General features: G+C 64.6%; 7 protein-coding genes. 4 read left to right on the top strand and 3 right to left on the bottom strand.

All coding sequences use genetic code 11. The annotated features are described in order from the left end of the window. Positions 1-15: 15 nt before the first annotated feature. A complete protein-coding gene (locus MUN81_RS02890) occupies positions 16-1,677 on the top strand; it encodes a T9SS type A sorting domain-containing protein (RefSeq protein WP_245114890.1) in 1,662 nt (553 codons plus the stop codon). A gap of 95 nt (positions 1,678-1,772) precedes the next feature. On the opposite strand, the gene MUN81_RS02885 is transcribed toward MUN81_RS02890, so the two are convergent. Further along, positions 1,773-2,768, bottom strand: a complete 996-nt coding sequence (locus tag MUN81_RS02885) for an NAD-dependent epimerase/dehydratase family protein (RefSeq protein ID WP_245114889.1) — start codon at positions 2,766-2,768, stop codon at positions 1,773-1,775. A gap of 143 nt (positions 2,769-2,911) precedes the next feature. Between MUN81_RS02885 and MUN81_RS02880 the strand changes: the two genes are divergently transcribed. The 3 genes from MUN81_RS02880 (at position 2,912) to kbl (ending at position 5,828) form a co-directional block, all read left to right on the top strand. Beyond that, entirely contained in the window at positions 2,912-3,349 is a 438-nt protein-coding gene (locus MUN81_RS02880; protein WP_245114888.1) for a BLUF domain-containing protein, read from the top strand. 44 nt (positions 3,350-3,393) lie between these two features. After that, on the top strand, positions 3,394-4,470 hold the full coding sequence (locus MUN81_RS02875) for a patatin-like phospholipase family protein (RefSeq protein WP_245114887.1): 1,077 nt from the start codon (positions 3,394-3,396) through the stop codon (positions 4,468-4,470). Positions 4,471-4,631: 161 nt separating this feature from the next. Then, on the top strand, positions 4,632-5,828 hold the full coding sequence (gene kbl / locus MUN81_RS02870) for a glycine C-acetyltransferase (protein WP_245114886.1): 1,197 nt from the start codon (positions 4,632-4,634) through the stop codon (positions 5,826-5,828). Between the two features lie 86 nt (positions 5,829-5,914). Here kbl and MUN81_RS02865 read toward each other — a convergent pair whose 3' ends face one another. Continuing rightward, on the bottom strand, positions 5,915-10,630 hold the full coding sequence (locus MUN81_RS02865; protein ID WP_245114885.1) for a hypothetical protein: 4,716 nt from the start codon (positions 10,628-10,630) through the stop codon (positions 5,915-5,917). A 552-nt stretch (positions 10,631-11,182) separates the two neighbouring features. Beyond that, positions 11,183-17,728 carry a T9SS type A sorting domain-containing protein gene (locus MUN81_RS02860; RefSeq protein ID WP_245114884.1) on the bottom strand — a complete coding sequence of 2,182 codons (6,546 nt, stop codon included), beginning with the start codon at positions 17,726-17,728 and terminating at the stop codon, positions 11,183-11,185. Between the last annotated feature and the right edge of the window lie 169 nt (positions 17,729-17,897).

Here is a 17,897-nt window from a genome sequence, read left to right as displayed (position 1 = left end):
ACCTTAGGTTTTCGTATGAAAAACTTTACCCGGGGTTTGCGCCAGCTGCTTTGCCTTGGCTTGCTGGCGGCGCCCGGCCTGGCCCGTGCGCAGGCGCAAACGTGGCAGTGGGCCGCCGGGCCTTCCGGCGCCGGTTCGCTTTCGGTGGTGCGCGGCACGGCCCTGGATGCGGCCGGCAATGAGGTCGTGGCGGGGTATTTCAGCGGGACGCTCACCTTTGGCGCTACTACTCTTACCAGTGCCGGCGGCTACGATGTGTTCGTGGCCAGACTCAGCCCGCTCGGCGTTTGGACGCAAGCCGTGCAGGCCGGTGGCCCGGGCGACGACGTCGCTTACACCCTCGCCCTGGACGCGAATGGCAACGCTTTGGTAGCGGGCTATTTTGGTACCACCACGGGCGTTGTGGGCGGAAACGTGGCTAATTTCGGCACCACCGCCCTGACCAGCGCCGGCCGCTACGATGCGTTTGTGGCGCAGCTCAGCCCCACCGGTACCTGGACGCGGGCCGTGCGGGCCGGTGGCATCGGCAACGATGTCATTTTCTCCCTCGCCGCGGATGGCCTGGGCAACGCAACCGTGGCGGGCAGTTTTACCGACGCGCTGACCTTCGGCAGCACGACCCTGGCCACGAACTTCGGCCCGGATGTGTTCGTGGCGCGCCTGAGTGCCAACGGGACCTGGACGCAAGCCGCGCAGGCCGGTGGCTCGGGCTCCGACCTGCCTTCGGGCCTCGTCGTAGATGCAAATGGCACCGCCACCGTCGTGGGCTATTTTCAGAACGATGCCACCTTTGGCACCATTGCCCTGACCGGAGCCGGCGGGGCCCGCGATGTCTTTGTGGCGCGGCTTAGCGCGGCGGGCACCTGGGTGCAGGCCATCCCGGCCGGCGGGGCCAACGACGACTACGCCAACGCGGTGGCCCTCGACGGCGCGGGCAATGCGGTGGTGGCCGGGGTGTTCCGGGGAAGTGCCGCTTTCGGCCCCACCACGCTCACCCAAGTCAATGCGGCCTCCATTCTGGGCGGCTTCGTGGCCAAGCTCTCCCCTGCCGGCGTTTGGACCCAAGCCCTGAAAGTGGATGGGCCAAACAGCGTGTTGATTTCGGCGCTGGCCGTTGATGCGGCCGACAACGTCGTCGTCACAGGCTCCTTCGATTCTTCCGCCAGCTTCGGCAACACGACACTGAACAGCGCGGGCCTGGAAGACATTTTTGTGGCCCGGCTCACGCCGGCGGGCCAGTGGGCCCAGGCCATTCGCGCCGGCGGTAGCGGCTCCGACCAATCGCGCGCGGTAGTGGTTGACAGGAGCGGAGCGGCTGTTGCGGCAGGCTTCGTGCAGAGCCCCGCGGCCTTCGGCCCGCTGGTGCTGTCGAGTTCGAGCACTACCAACACGGCGTTTGTGGCCCGGGTTGGCGGGTTGGGCCTGGGCACCCGGGCGGCGTTTCCGCACCCACGCTTCGCCTTGGCTCCCAACCCGGCTACCGCCACGGTGAGCGTGGTGTGGCCCGAAACGACGGCCGCGGCTTCAATTCAAGTGCTGGATATGCTGGGCCGGGAAGTTCGCCGCCAGGAACTTCCCTTTCACACCTCGGCCGCCACCCTCGATGTCACCGGGCTTGCTCCGGGAATGTACGTGGTGCGCTGCGGCGGCGCCACCAGCCAGCTGCAGGTGGAATAACAGCCGGCCAAAAGCGGAGAGCCAAAAGGCAAAAAGCCTGACTTCACTACGAAATCAGGCTTTTTACCTTTTGGCTCTCCGCTTATTAACTGCTTTTACGCCGGCTGCATCGCCTTCAGGTGCAGCAGCATGTCGGCGGTCATCTTGTCGAGGTCAAAGTCGGGCTGCCAGCCCCAGTCCTGGCGGGCTTTGGAATCGTCGATGCTGGCGGGCCAGGAGTTGGCAATCTGCTGGCGGGCGTCGGGCGCGTAGGTCACTTTAAAGTCGGGCACATGCTGCTGAATGCTGGCCGTAATTTCGGCCGGCGAGAAGCTCATGGCGCCCAGGTTGTAGCTGGTGCGCACCTTGATTTGCTCGGCCGGGGCGTGCATGAGGTCCAGCGTGGCCTTGAGGGCGTCGGGCATGTACATCATGGGCAGGTAGGTGTCTTCTTCCAGGAAGCACTCGTACGGGGCGCCGGCCACGGCTTTGTGGTAGATGTCGACGGCGTAGTCGGTGGTGCCGCCGCCGGGCAGGCTCTTGTAGCCGATGAGGCCCGGGTAGCGCAGGCTGCGCACGTCGAGGCCGTGCTTGCGGTGGTACCACTCGCACCACTGCTCGCCGGCCAGCTTGCTGATGCCGTACACCGTGTTGGGGTTCATGATGGTGACCTGCGGCGTGTTATCGCGGGGCGTGTCGGGCCCGAACACGGCAATGGAGCTGGGCCAGTACACCTGCGCCACGCCGTGGGCCACGGCCGCTTCGAGCACGATGAGCAGGCCGTCCATGTTCAGCTGCCAGCCGAAGAGCGGGTTTTTCTCGGCCGTGGCCGAGAGCAGGGCGGCCAGGTGATAAATCTGTTTGGGCCGATACTGGCGGATGAGCTTGTCGAGGCGGGTGCGGTCGAGCACGTCGAGCAGCTCGAAGGGGCCGCCGGCCAGCAGGTTGGGGTCTTTGGGCGGGCGCACGTCGGCGGCCACCACCAGGTGCGGCTCGTAGCGCTGGCGCAGGGCGGCCACCAGCTCCAGGCCTAATTGGCCGCACGCGCCAATGACGAGCACGGAGCCGGGTAGAACAGTGGGGGTTTCGGGGTCGCCGGAAGGGGAAGCCATGCGGAAGGTCGGGGTTGAGTGAGCGGGTGGGAATGGATAAGGGCGCAAAGATACCGGCACCGCCGTAGCCCGAACGTGCCAAGCTACGTATTACCCTCCTCCACGTTGCCAGGCCGCCTCACCCAAGGCCCTGCGTTCTTCCTATGCCCGAGCTCACCCCTCTCTACACCCTGATTTATCGCAGTCAGGCCTCCCGCGCCGTGCACGAGGTCACGCTGCATTCGCTGATACGCAAGGCCCGCCTGCACAACCAGCAGGCCCGCGTCACGGGCATTCTGCTCTTTGCCAAAGGCCAGTTCCTGCAAGTGCTGGAAGGTCCCGAGCCGGTCCTGAGCGACCTCTACGCCCGCATCAACGACGACCCGCGCCACTACGACGTGCGCACGCTGGCCTACGGGCCCATCGAGCTGCGCTCCTTCGGCCCCTGGCCCCTGGCCTACGCGGCCGTGGACGCCGCCGTTGTGGACAGAGTGACCCATTGCCTGCCGCTGCCCGCCGACGTGGGCCACACCCCGGCCCCCTGCCAGGAAGTCAACCAGCTGCTGCGCAACTTCGCCCAAAGCAGCACGGCGGAAAACTGACGGCCGCCGCCCCGCGCGGGCGGCCCGGCGGTATCTTTGGGTCGATGACTATTCGGTTGGTTTTGCTGATTGTGAGCCTGGGCGCCCTGCTGCGCGGCCCGGCCGCCTGCGCCCAGGCAGCGCCCCACACGCCCTACCGCAACCTGGTGATGGAGGGCGGCGGCATCCGGGGCATTGCCTACGGCGGCGCTCTGCAGGAGCTGGAGCAGCGCGAACTGCTGCGCGACATCCGGCGCGTGGGCGGCACCTCGGCCGGGGCCATTCAGGCGGCGCTGCTGGCCGTGGGCTACTCCGCCGACGAGATTGTGGCCGTGGTGAACGCCACGCCCGTGCAACGCCTCAACGACGGCCGGTTCATCTTTTTCGGAGGCACGCACCGGCTCATCACGCAGTACGGCTGGTATCGGGGCGACGAGTTTGCCACCTACCTCAGCGAGCTGGTGGCCCGCAAAACGCAAAAGCCCAACCTCACGCTGGCCGAGCTGCACCAGTTGGCCCAGGAGCAGCCCGGCCGCTTCCGCGACCTCTACACCACCGGCACCAACCTCACGCTGCAGCGCGTGCAGGTGTTCAGCTACGAAACCAACCCCACCATGCGCGTGGCCGACGCCGTGCGCATCAGCATGAGCATTCCGCTGTATTTCCGGGCCGTGCTGCTCGACGCGCAGGGCAACGTGGTGACCGGCAACCCGGCGCCCGGCCAGCCCGTGCAGGTGCTGGTCGATGGCGGCCTGCTGGCCAACTACCCCGTCGATTTGTTCGACTACCCGCGCTACCTACCCGCCGGCTTCACCGGCCCGCCCGATGCCCGCGGCCGCGTCTTCAACCCCGAAACCCTGGGCCTGCGCCTCGACCGCGCCGAGCAGATTCCGCTCGACACCGCCCCCACCGGCCGCCAGCAGCTTGCGCCCTACGACATTCAGGATTTCAACTCCTATATGGCCGCGCTCTACACCGTGGCCCTCGAAAACCTTAACCCCGTGCAGCCCGGCGACCAGCGCCGCACCGTCAACATCGACTTCCTGAACTTCAGCCCCAAAATCAAGCGGGTGACCGATGCGCAGAAAAAGCAGCTGATGGACAGCGGGCGCAAGGGCGTACAGGCGTTTTTCAGTCGATGAAAAGAAACCCAAAAGGAACGTCATGCAGAGCGCAGCGAAGCATCTTTACCGCGCAGCGCAATCATTTACTATTGCAGTAAAGATGCTTCGCTGCGCTCTGCATGACATGCTTTCGGGTCATATTATCACTTCACCATCCCACCACTCCTCCAACCCATCATATGTACGCCACTCTCCAGCCCGACCTCACGCAGCAGCTCCAGGAAATCAAAGACGCCGGCCTTTTCAAGAAGGAGCGCATCATCACCTCGCCCCAGGGCGCCGAGATTGAAACCAACGAAGCCGGCGAAGTCCTGAACTTCTGCGCCAACAACTACCTGGGCCTGAGCTCCCACCCCGAGGTTATCAAGGCAGCCAAGGAAGCCATCGACACGCACGGCTACGGCATGTCGTCGGTGCGCTTCATCTGCGGCACGCAGAACATTCATAAGGAGCTGGAAGCCAAGCTGGCCGAGTTTCTGGGCACCGAGGACACCATTCTCTACGCCGCGGCTTTCGATGCCAACGGGGGCGTGTTCGAGCCGCTGTTCAACGAGCAGGACGCCATTATTTCCGACGCCCTGAACCACGCCAGCATCATCGACGGCGTGCGCCTGTGCAAGGCCCAGCGCTACCGCTACGCCCACAACGACATGGCCGACCTGGAAAAGCAGCTCCAGGACGCCCAGGCCAAGGGCACGCGCCACCGCATCATCGTGACGGACGGCTCGTTCTCGATGGACGGCACCATTGCGCAGCTCGACAAAATCTGTGACCTCGCCGACCAGTACCAGGCCCTGGTGATGGTGGACGAATGCCACAGCAGCGGCTTCCTGGGCAAAACCGGCCGCGGCACCCACGAGCTGCGCGGCGTGATGGGCCGCGTCGACATCATCACCGGCACGCTGGGCAAGGCGCTGGGCGGCGCCATGGGCGGTTTCACCTCGGGCCGCAAGGAAATCATCGACATGCTGCGCCAGCGCAGCCGCCCTTATTTGTTCTCCAACACGCTGGCCCCGGCCATTGTGGGCGCCAGCCTGCGTGTGCTGGAGCTGCTCACCGAAAGCACCGAGCTGCGCGACAAGCTCGAAGAAAACACCAAATACTTCCGCGAAAAGATGACCGAAGCCGGCTTCGACATCACGCCCGGCGAGCACCCCATCGTGCCCGTCATGCTCTACGACGCCAAGCTGGCCCAGGAATTTGCGGCCCGCATGCTCAGGGAGGGCATTTACGTGGTGGGCTTCTACTACCCCGTGGTGCCACAGGGCAAGGCCCGCATCCGGGTGCAATTGAGCGCCGGCCACAACCGCGAGCACTTGGATAAGGCCATTGCCGCCTTCACGAAAGTGGGCCGGGAGCTGGAAGTGCTGAAGTAGCCGGGCGCCGCCCGGTAGGGCAGCAGGTGGTGACGAACACGACGTGAGGCCGGCAAGATGGCGACGTTGGCAAGTCGGCAGCAAGTTTATTTTGCTGCCGACTTGCCAACGTCGCCCGCCAGCGGATTGCGGCTGAATAAACGCGAGAGCAACGGCAAAGCGGCCGTGAGCGCCGCCAAAATGGCTTGCGTTTGGTTGATGGCCCCGCGCTGGGTGATGAATATAAACGCCGCCGCGACGGCCAGCACCACAAACAAGGGCAAGCTGCGGTGCTGCCACGACTCGTCGCTGCCGGCTTCACGGCTGGCTTCGTGCTCCAAGCGTAGGGCCTGCTGCCGCGACAACCCGGTGATGATGAACAAGCGGAAGCTTTCGTTTACCACCCGCAAGCGGGTGTCGTAAACCAGCAGTCCTTTTTGCAGCAAATCCCCAATCACGACGGTGTCGCGGGTATTTACCAAGCCGTCCTGCGCTAAGTCGTAAAGCAGGTAATGTTCGGCGGGCAGCAGGCTTTCCCACAAGCTGCGGTAGCGCAGTTCGGCCTGGCGCTGAATGCCCAGCAGCACGTCGTCTTCGCTCAAGCGCTGGGTGGTGGGATACAGGTTGAGCAGCATCTGCTCCATGTCCTCTTCAATGCCTTTGAGACAAGACAATGCATCACACTCGGCGTAGAGCAGCCCCCGCAAGTGCACAAACAGTGCCCGGCGGGCGCGATACACCTTTGCGTGGATGGGCACCGGCCCGGGCAGTTGCCGCCGAAGCAGGCGCGCGAAGCGCAGCTGCACTTGCCGGCGCAAGCGCCGCTGCTCTTCCAGCACAGGCAGGGCCCCATGGCGCACCGGAATGTACAGCAGCTCAAATTGCGACAGCAGGCGCAGCAGTTTATCGCCGGCCTGCCAAATGGCTTGGTGCTGGGCTTGCTCGTCGCAGTTGTCGCGGGCATGGCCGCAGTCGCCAAACATGGCCGGGTGCACCCGCGAGACGATGAAAAGCTGCTTTTTGCTTTTCTGCAAACGAAGCAGCAAGGCCAGTTTTAGCTCGGTCAGCGCGGCGTCGGCGAATAGATAATCGAACTGCAGCAACACGATGGCGGGCTTGTCGGAACCGATGGCTTTGGCCAACTCCGGCCAGTCCGTTTCGCGGCCCGGCGGAGGCAGGGCCGAAGGCATAAACCGGCAGTCGATGGCGTTTGAATCATCCGTAAAAGGAGGGAATTCGGCTTCATTGCCGGGCATGGGACACACCACGTAGTAGTGCGTAACGGGCTGTGAGCGGGCCGCTGGCGCCAACAGCGCGGCCACGGCGCCACGTGAGGGCTGCCCGGGCCGCAGCAGTGCCACCAGGGGCTGGGTGTCGAGGCCAAACACCCGCCGCACCAGCATGCGCAACACGGCGTAGAGCCCCGCCAGCAGCACCAACAGCCACACGTTGCGCCACAGCCAGAGCATTATTTCGGCGGGCAGCTTGTAGCTTTGGTGGGCGTGAACGTAGCGCAGCATGTCGTTGGGCCAATACCAGAAACGCCCCAACTGCACGTCGTTGACCTGCGAAACCAAATACTGGACGGGCATGGCATCTTGCGCAGCGGCGCCGGGGCGGTGGCTCTGCAGCCGGGCACGCTGGTAGGGGCGTTTATCGGCCTTCCAGTCAAGGGGCCTGTCTCCCGTTACCAGTTGGCTGTGGTGCACCGAGTCGGCTACGGGCTCCAGCGCCACCAGCAGGTTGTGCAGCACTCGTTCGCCCGGCCCCAGCTGTCGGCGCACCGAATCGGTAGCGCTGGGTGCAGTATAAAAGAAGAATTGGAGGTATTGCTTTTGCAACCAAGGGTAGTGGGCATCGGTAAGGCTTAGGCGTCCTTGCTGAAACAAGTTGAGATGAGCCTGCCGGACCTGCTGCTCCCGCTCAAAACGGTAGGCAATCTGATAGCAATAGACGGCGGGCACGATGCTCAGCACCAGCAGCCACACCAGCATCATGGCCGCGTAGCCGTTCAGGGTGTTCACCCACGGCTGACGCATAAGGCGCTTGGCCAGGGTCAGCACGGCAAATTGCAGCCACGCCACCCCTCTGCTCAGCGCCCGGACTATGCCCATTTTTTTGATGGCAGCGGTGGTGTTCTGAAAGCCACTGCGCACCAGAGAGGCGTAGCCGACCAACTCCATTCGCAGCCGTTGCATGCGGGTGCGGCGGCCACCGCTGGGTACCGGCGTCCAAGGGCTGGCCGGGGCCGGCGAAGCCTGACGGTGCAGCAGACTGCTGGTGCGGTTGGTTTCGGCCCACCACATGATGCCAAACACCACAGCCAAGACCGCCTGAAACGCGATGATGCTCCAGAAATCGCAGGAAAGCCAGCCCATGCTGAAGCCTGCCAGCAGGTTTATCAAGGCCACCACGCTCACCAGAACCACCTGCATCAGCCAGCGAATGCGCGCTTCGTCGTCGGAAGCCAGCTGCAGGTAGTGGCTGGCAAACCCCACCAGCCAAGCAGGCAGCAGCACCAGCAGGAATAAGTGAGCCAACTCGGTGGTGCAGCATACGGCCAAGAACTGCAGCACCAGGCCCACCATGCCCGCCAGGATGATTTGCACGTAGTGCCGCAGGTGCCTCGCCTGCGGCCAGAGCCTCGGAAACGTATTTCGCGCAGGCATCCGCCGCCCCCGCCGGGTTTGGGCCATTTGCAGCAAAGCCAGCAGCCCCAGGGTGGTTCCGGCTACCCCAACCAGCAGAAACGTCGCCAGCACCAGCGTGCGCAACTGTCGGCTTTGCAGTTCTTCCTCGCTAGCCAACGTGAGCAAAAAGTAGCCCTGCACGCTCTTCATCGGCCCAACGCGCATCCGGTACCGGTGGCCTTGGTAGTGAATGCTGGCCTGAGCGGGCTCCTGCGACAGCAGCGCGGCTTTGATAAGTCCGCTGGGCTCGCAGTCTTGCAGCACGTTCTCGCTTAAACTCAGGCGGTCGTCAGAGTGGAACTGCACTTCGCCGGCGGTGTTCACCACGCAAAAGCTAAACTCCGGAGGCAAAATGGGCTTGGTCAGGGCCGTGAGCCGCGTCACGTACAGGCCCAGAATGGGCTGAGGCCGGCTCGAATCGGCCCAGAGCCAACCAGGCATGGTCAGCACCACGCCCTTTTCGCCAAAACGACCGTACCGCCGCACCGACGACAGCCGTGCCTGATTCATCAATTGGGCACGGGGCTGCACCAGCGCTGCCGGAGGACGGTAACCGGCCAGGTTGCGCTGCCATGCTTTGAAGTAGCCGCGCTCGCGCAAATCAGGCTGGTAGTACCCGGAATCGCCCGCAAAGTCGCGGCTAAGCAGCGCCACACCGTGGCTGTCCAGCCACAGCATCTGGTCGGTTAGCCGCGCGCGCCGGACTGCCGGCCGGGGTGGGACATGGGCGTCCACCAGCCAGGGCCGGCTGTCGGCATCTGCCTGCCAGGGCGAGGCCAGCCATTGCAGTTGCTCGGGCAGCCACGGGCACCGGGCCGCTGGTCTGGGCAGGGTATCGACTACTGCCTGCCAGGGCAGAGAAGGAATGCGGTAGTCGAACTGCCGCAAATTGGTCGGGCCAACGTTGCCGGCTTCCTGCGCGGCGCGGCTGTTGGCTTCTTTCACCAGCTTAGCCACCACCTTGTTGGCTTGCGTGGCCTGCGTTAGCTGCTGGCGCAGGGCATTCATTTCGACCTGCACGGCGTCGTCGACCTGGCGGGCAAGCAGCTGAAGCTGGATGTCGAGCGAGTCCGGCGCAATGTTGTAGCGCGCCGTGGGCGAAAGCAGGAGCAGGATGACAAGCATCAGCCCCACCACCAGTGAAAGGCCGCAAAACACCACGTCGCGTAGGTTTAGGCGTTCGTGGGCCGTCATCAGCAGCACCCGCAGCAGCGGCAGCGCCAGCACCCCCAGCACCACCAGCAGCAACGCCAGTTCGATGCCGGGGGTGGGCAATTCCTGCTTTTCCTTGGCAAACCGCTCGGTGGCGATGGCGCCGCACAGCAACCACGTGGTACCGGGCCGCAGCTGCACCGGCTGAATGAACACCTGATAGGACTGCCCGCCCAACGACACCGCGGCCTGCCGGGTCGCTTGCAGGCCAGAGGTATCGCGCAGCCAGTGCGGCATCTTGCCCTTGGCCCAGCCCGTCAGGTCGAGCATGGGCGGTCCTTTGGGGCTGCTGTAATACACCTCGTTGAATAACTGGCCCTGGTTGCCGGCCCCATCGCCACCCGGCCCCACCACAAAAAACACGTCGAATACCTCAAGTCGGCCCAGGTTCTGGATAAATTCCTTGCTGGTCACCGACGTGCGCACGACTATCTGCTGGCCTTCGGCCTCCATCCTCGCCCCGGGGATGGTGTCGAGCAGGGCCGACCTGTATGCGAAGCTGAACTGCTGCGTTTGCGAATTCCACGTGATGGCCTTCACGACCTGATGCTGCGGCAGTAGTTGCACGCTGTCGAACCGCGGCAGGTTCTGTTCCACCGCACCGGTTTGGCCAAAGCTATTTTTCAGTTCTTTTTTGCGGAAAACGCTGGCAAACTCTCGCAACTGTACCGGCCCCATCGTGCTAGGCACCAGTCCATTCACAATTTCGCGCAGCATCGATTCGCTGCGCTTTTCGAACACCGTGTGCTGCTCGGCCATATTCTGGCCGATGCGCTCCAATGCCTGAAAGTAACGGGCTTGCAGCTTCGACTGGCGGGAAGGTACCTGCACCAGCAGATAATAGGCCACCCCCAAGCACAGCGCGAAGCTGACGCCAATGGTTACGCTATGGCGCCGTAACGACGCAGAAAAATTGCTCACGACCTGAGGGTAGAAGGATTATCAAATAGCACAAGCAGCTACAAGGACAAGGCTCGCCCAGCGGCGCACTTAAAGGTGTAATGGCGCGCTAAGGCTGATGCCGGGCCACAAAGCCACGCACGGGCGCCGAGACGCCGTCAGGAAGCGCAGTATAAAATCCCTCGGGGGTGGGGTGATGGCCGGTTCTGGCGCACCAAGCGGCGCATAACCGGTAAGCATAGGGCGCAAGCACATCTGGACGAGCATAGCCAGCAGGAGCGCGCCGAACGCATTGGAAAGTAAAAGAGCAGCCATCGGAGGGTAGAACGAGTGCTTACTTATCGCAAAACGGCATATCCGTTGCGGCAACCAATCTATATATCTCAAAAACACGCTATGCAATAATACATTTTTTATTAGTAAAATCAATATATATTATCAAAAATACCCGGCAGAATATAATACAGGGCGTCTCTTATACTCACCTTGGATTTCCTACTAATCCACTGCACCACAAAAAAAAGCCCCGCTGGCAGCTGCCAGCGGGGCTTTTCCGTTACGCGAAGCGCTGGGCTATTCCCGCACGATGCGCTGCGTGAGCACGCCTTCCGCGGTTTGCACGCGCAGCGTGTACACGCCCGAAGCCAGGTTCGTCAGGCTCAGCGACTCCAGGCCGGTGCCCAGCGTGCCGGTGCGTACCGTCTGGCCCAGGGAGTTGAACACCGAGAACTGCGAGGCGTTGGCCTTCGTGCCGCGGAGTTCCACGGTCAGGTTGCCGTTGGGCGTGGGGTTGGGGTACACCAGCAGGCTCACCCCGTTGCGGGTGGCCGTCTGCGTACCCGTCACCACCACCGACACTGGCGCCGAGGGGATGGACGAGCAGCCCGTGGTGGCCGTCACCACCACGGTGTAGCTGCCGGATTGGGTGCCGGCGGCCAGCAGCAGCGTGTTGGCGCTGCTGGGCGGGCCCACGGCCACGGCCGGCGTGCCCTTGAAGAACTGGTAGGTGGCACCGGCCAGCGTCGGCGTGCTCAGCAGCACGGCACCGCCCGCCTGCGGCGTGGCCGTGAGCGTGGGCTGGCCAATGCCGAAGATGACCGTGAACGTGGTGGTGGCGGTGAACGAAGCGCAGGCGCCCGAGCCGGCCACCGTGTTGGTCACCGTGAAGGTGCCGTCGATGTTGGTGTTGGCCAGGTTAATCACGCCCGTCACGGGGTCGATGCGCAAGCCAATGCCCGTGGTGCCAAACGTGCCAGCCACCGCGCCGGGGGCCAGCACCGGGGCCACCGTCACCGGCGAGTTGGTGCAGTACGTGCCGGCGGGGTACGAGAACGCCGCGTTGGGCGCCGCCTGCAGAGTGAGCACCACGCGGCCCGTGGAGGTGCACGGCGCGGCCGGGCCGGTGGGGGTCAGGGTGATGGTGACGGTGCCGGCGGCCACGTCGGCGGCCGAGGGCGTGTAGGTGGCGTTGAGCGTGGTGGCGTTGGGCGAGAACGTGCCCGTGCCCGTGCTAGTGTAGGTAGCGCCCGTGGCCGTGCCGGCAATGCTGCCGTTCAGCTGATACGGCGTCTGGCCGCAGCTCGTGAAGGCCGACACCGGCAGCGAGGCCACCAGGCCGGGCGTCACGTTCACCTGGATGGGCGTGCGCGTGGCGCCGATGCACTCGCTACCAATCTGCCAGTTGTAGAAGAAATAGTAGTAGTCGGTGCCCAGCGTCGAGTTGGTGATGGTCACCAGCCCGCTCGGCGAGGTGTACGGATACGCCGTGGCCGGCTGCGGCGTGCTGCTGAAGTCGCGGATGAGGCTCGGCGTGGCGGCGCTCAGGTACAGCGTGTACTGGCCGGCGGCGGGCACCGCCAGGTTCAGCGTGAGCACCGTGGGCGAGATGGCGGCCGTGGTGTTGGCCGGCACCGGCACCGTGACGCTGGCCACCGGCGTGCCGGTGGTCGTGCTGCCGTTCAGCAGCTGAATGGTAGCCGTGCCAGCAGCGGCGTTGGCCGTGCGGTACACCGTCACGTTGGTGATAACCGTGGGGGCCGTGGCCGTGAAGTACAGACCGCCGATGGTGTTGGTGCCGTCGGTGCCCGTGGTGGAGGGCTTGCCCACGTTTTCCTGGTTGCCGGCAAAGGCTTCGGCGTAGTACGTGGTGCTGGCCGTGAGGGCCGGGGTCACGAAGGGGTTGCCGGTGCCGATGGCCGTGCCGCCGGTGGCGGTGGTGAAGTAGCGCACGTTCACGCCCGTGGGCACCGTGGCCGAGAGCGAGGCGGTAGCGCCGGCGCAGGTGCTCACCGGCGAGGGAGCCGCCGAAATCACCGGGTTGTTCACCAGCACGGCCGATACGTTCGAGGTAGCCGAGTTGGCGCCGCAGCTCACCACGGCCCGGTAGTAGGTGGTGCTGGTGAGGGTGGGCGTGGTGTAGCTGGCCGACGTGGCCCCGCTGATGTTGGTGAACGGCCCCGTGGCGCTGGTGCTGCTCTGGTACTGGATGTCGCCGTTGGCGGCGCCGGCCAGGGTCAGGGTGGTGGCACCGCTCACGCAAATCGAGTACGTCGAGGGCGAGAGCGTGCCGGCCACCGGAGCCACCACGTTGAGGGTGGCGGCCGGGGTCAGCACGTTGTTGGCGGCGTTCTGGTCGCCGGTCACGGTGGTGGTCACCGAGAACGTATAGGTGCCGAGCGTGGTGAAGTTGGCCAGGCTGGTCAGGGTGACGTTCTGCGTGGCCGTCGACGCCAGCGTGCCCGTGCTGATGACTTGCGTCAGCGTTTGGGGCGTGGTGCCGGCAGGACCCGTGATGACCACCGTCACCGTGAGCGGGTTGGTGGCAAAGTTGAGCGTCGCGGTGCCGTTGTTGCGCACCTGCACCGTCACGGGCGTATTAGCCCCGAAGCAGGTCGAGGTGCCCGAGTTCACCGGTGACACCAGCGCACTGGCGGCAATGTCGATGGGTTGGGGCGTAAACTCGTAGGCCCCGATGTCGGGCGTGGTGGCCGAACGCGCGGCGCCGTTGAAGTCCGTGGTGATGCCGGCCACCGGCGTACCCACGTTGTTGAGCGCCGGCTGGCTGCTCTGCAGGTCGGTGTTGGAGGCGAAGATGGGGTCCACGCTCACCGAGCTGGCGTCTTTGCCCGTGGCCGTTTGCAGCGCGGCCAGCGTGGCCACGGCCGTGGTGGCCGAGATGCCGCCCGTGCCGCCCACGTTGGCCAGCACGCCCTGGGCGCCCGCCACGTAGTAGTCGTTGCTGTTGAGCACGTTGTAGGCCGAGGTCGGCGCGTAGGTGTAGAACGAGTAAGCTACGCTGGCGGTGGTTCCTCCAGTCACGAGCGAGTTCACCAGCACGTTGTTGGCCACGGTCAGGTTGGTGGCGCCCGTGTTCACAAACAGCGCCGCCGAGAGGTAAGTGCTGGTGGGAACCGTGAGGTAGTTGCCGTACAGGTTAACCGAGTTGTAGGCCACGGTGATGCCCGAGCCGCTGCTCACGCGGATGCCGATGATGGCGTCGGAGGTGAGGGTGCTCCAGCCCGAGCCGTTCATGCCCGACACCAGGTTGTTGCTCACCACCAGGTTGCTGGTGGCGTTGCCGGTGGCGATGTCGATGCCTTTGCCGCCGTAGCCGCCGGTGGGCGCGCCCACCACGGTTTCAATGCGGTTGCGGTCCACCACGCCGTTGATGAAGTTCGTACCCAGGTAGATGCCGTAGGCGTTGGTGCTGCTGGTCGAGACGTTGCTGACGACGTTCTGGCTCACCGTGGCGCCGTTCACGCCGGCCGGGAAGTTCATGCCGTAGGTAGTGGCCGAGGCCACCACGTTGCGCACCGTGTTGCCGGTCACCACCGGGTTCACGGCGTTGGTCAGGTACAGGCCGGTGTTGCCGATGTTGTCGGCCGCGGCAGCCGTGGCCGGCCCAATCAGGTTGTTCGAAACGGTCAGGCCGTCGAGGCCGCCGGCGCTCACGGCCGCGGTGCCGCCGGCATAAATGCCGTAGTACACGCCCGAAATCGAGTTGTTCTGGATGGTCAGGTTGTCGTTGTCGGCGCCGGTGCCCGTGGCGGGCGTGCCCGTCGGCGTGGCCGAAACCAGGATGCCGAACGAAGCCGAGTTGCCGTTGGCGCCGCCGCGCAGGTTCATATTGCGCAGGGCCACGAACGACGTGCCGTTGCCCGCGCCCTGGCTGCCCACAATGATGACGCCCGCCGCCGTGGTCTGGGTGTTGTTCAGCGTGAGGTTGCGCTGGGTGCCGCCCACCACGTTCGAGCCGTCGAAGGTGAGGTAGGTGGTGGCCTTAAACTGGAGCAGGCTGTTGGCTGCCCCCGTGATGGTGCTCGTCACGCCCGTGTAGGGGCTGAAACGGGCCGTGTTCGTGGCCGAGGCCGAGGCGTTGGCGTTGAACACAATGGGGAAAGTCTCCGCCGTCGAATAGGTCGCATCGAGCAGGTAGAACGTCACCGCGCCGCCCAGCACGTTCACGTTGTAGGCATTGGCGGCGGCGGTCAGGGTCGGGTACACGCGGTCGGCGGGGGTGCCGGCCGGGGGCGTGGAGGTGCCCACGTAATAAATGCCGCTGAGCACGCCCACAATCTGGAACGAGCCGGGCGTGGCCGGGGCCGTGGTGCCGGGCGGCGTGGCGCCGCTGCCACCGCCGTTGGGGGCCGTGCTCACGTTGGGCGTGGTGGCCAGGTCCTGGGCCGCCACGTAGTACTGCACCACGTCCCCCGTGGTCACGCCGCCAATCAGGGTGTAGTTCAGGGTGAAGGTGTACTGGTTGCCGCTCACGCTCGTGGCGTTCACAAACACGTAGGCACCGCTGGTGCCTTTGCGGTAGTACAGGCGCGGGGCGTTGGCGCCCGTGGCCACGCCGGCCGCGTCGCTGATGGTGACCACCAGCGTGCGGTTAGCGGTGCTGTTGGTGTTGCTGAGCGTGGCGTTCAGGATGGCCGGGCCGGTGAGGTCGAGCGGCTGGTAAGTGCCTTCGTAGGCGCCCAGGTCGGGCGTGGTGGCGCTGCGCGTGGCGTTGGCGTAGTCGGTGGTGATGCCGCTGATGGGGGTGCCACCGCCTTCCACCTGCGTGGGCGTGGTGGTACTCACCTTCAAGAAGTTGGCGTTGGTGCCCACGGTGCTCACGAAGGGCACATTCTCGGTCACCGAAACCACTTCGCGGTCGCTCAGAAAACTCTTGTAGTCGGCCAGTGTCGACAAGCCGTTGGTGAGGGTGCCCGTGCCTTCGCCGTATATCAGGTTGCCGGTGGTGGCCGGCGAGCCGGCGTAGTACAGGTTGTTGTTGGTGGCGGTGGTCAGGTTGATGGGCGCAACGCCCGCCGAGCCACCCGAGCGGCGCAGGGCAACGGTGCTGCCCGTGCCGGCGGCCGTGGAGGTGTTCACCACCACGTTGTTGCGCAGGGTCACGAGCGTGGTGGCCGTGGAGGTGAAGTAGATGCCCGAGGTGCCGAAGTTGGCGCCCGAGCTGCTGCCGTTGAGGTAGATGGTGTTGTACTGGGCATTCACCGTGGTGCCGCCGGCCAGGTACAGGCCAGTGAGGGCAGTGGTGTTCGAAGCGGCAGGGGCCTTGAAGTCGCCAATCAGGTTGTTGGTCAGCGTGGTGGTGGTGCCCGTGGTGTAGATGCCGTAGATGGTGGCCGTGGCGCCGTTGGCCGTGAGGCCCGACACGCGGTTGCGGTACACGTCCACGTTGCCACCGCCACTCAGGTACATGCCATAGAGCGTGTTGCCGTCGCAGGTCACGTTCTGGATGGTGTTGCCGTAATACTGCGTGGCCGCCGTGCTGGCCGGGAAGCCATAGTAGCCGTAGATGCCGCTGGTGGCCCCCGTCGTTGTGATGTCGCTGATGGTGTTGTTGTACACGTTCAGCGTGGCGGTGGGGCTGGTGCTGATGTAGAGCAGGTAGTTGAACGCCGACGTGCCCGTGCGGTTCCAGTTGCTGACGGTGTTGCCGAATACGTTCAGGTTGGGCAGCGACGAGGTGTTGTACACGCCGTAGAACACCCCCGAAGTGGTGGTGGTCGAGTTCATGCTCAGGCTGTTGTTGCCCATGTTCACCGTCGAAGCGGCCCCGTTCAGGCCGTTCACGCCGCTACCGTTCTGAATGCCGTAGCTCGTCGAGGTCGCCGTGTTGGTATTCACCGTCACGTTGTTGCCCAGAATGTCGGCGCTGCCGCCGGTCGTCACCAGAATGCCATACAGCGTGCTGGTGGGGCCCGTGGTAGTAGTGGCCGTGGTGCTGGTCACGGTGTTGCCCTGCACCTTCACCCCGTGCTGGTAGATGGAGTAGATGCCGTAGGCCGTGGTGGTGGTGCCGTAGTCGGTGATGGTGTTGCCGGTGGCGGCGGTGCCGCTCAGCACGCTGCCGATTTCGTTGCCCTGGTCGTAGTACAGGTAGGGGCTGGCCGCCGCGTAGCCGGCCACGTAAATGCCGTTGTTGACGCGGCTGATGGTGTTGCCGTAGAACTTGTTGTTGGAGTTGGTGCCCGACAGCGCCGTGGGCGCCAACGCGGTGGTGCTGGCCGGCGTGTGGTTGGCCGAGTAGATGCCCGACGTGGCCGTGCCTTTCTGCAGCGTGATGGAGCAGTTCCGAATCACCACGTTCTGGCAGCCATCCACGGCGGGCGTGCTGGTTTTCAGCAGGGCGAAGCCCCATTCTATTTGGGTGGTAGCGGTGGCGTTGGCCGCGGGGTCTACCAGGGTCAGGCCGTCGAAGGTGACGTAGTCGGCGCCCTGCAGCGTGAAAATGGCGTCGAGCGTGGTCGAGACGCCCGTCCCGCCCGTGATGACCGGGCTGGCGCCCGTGCCGGCGCCTTTCTGGAACACGATGGGGTTGGCCGCCGTGCCGCTGGCCGTGATGAGCACGTTGGCAGCCGTTTCGGTGTAGCCCGGGGCGATGTTGAAGGTGACCCCGCCCGTGCCCACGCCTTGCGCGTTCAGGGCCGTGACGGCCGCCGCTACCGTGGCGTAATCGCCGGGAATGGATTTGGCGCCCGACAGCTGCGCCTGTGCACTCAAGCTACTGAGCAGCAGTGCGCCTGCGCCCAGCAACCCCAGCAGCCGCTTGCGCGTCGCTAGGCCTCCGAACCGCACCTGCTGCGGTTCGCCAAGTAAATTTTTTCGCATAAAAACGACGGTAAAAGTGAAAGAATACGGTGGGTGAAAAAGGGAGAGAGGGTAGAAAGTAGTCAGCGCGCCTACCGGTACACCGCTGGCATTGCCCTTCGGGATAAGGCAAAAACGGTATTCCCTGCGGCCACGACTGTGCAAGTCGAAAGTATAGCTAAAATATGCA

Origin of the sequence: Hymenobacter sp. 5317J-9 (assembly GCF_022921075.1) — a bacterium.
Taxonomy (GTDB): domain Bacteria; phylum Bacteroidota; class Bacteroidia; order Cytophagales; family Hymenobacteraceae; genus Hymenobacter.
The sequence above is the reverse complement of the archived record's forward strand: the minus strand, read 5'-3'. Positions and strand labels throughout refer to the sequence as shown.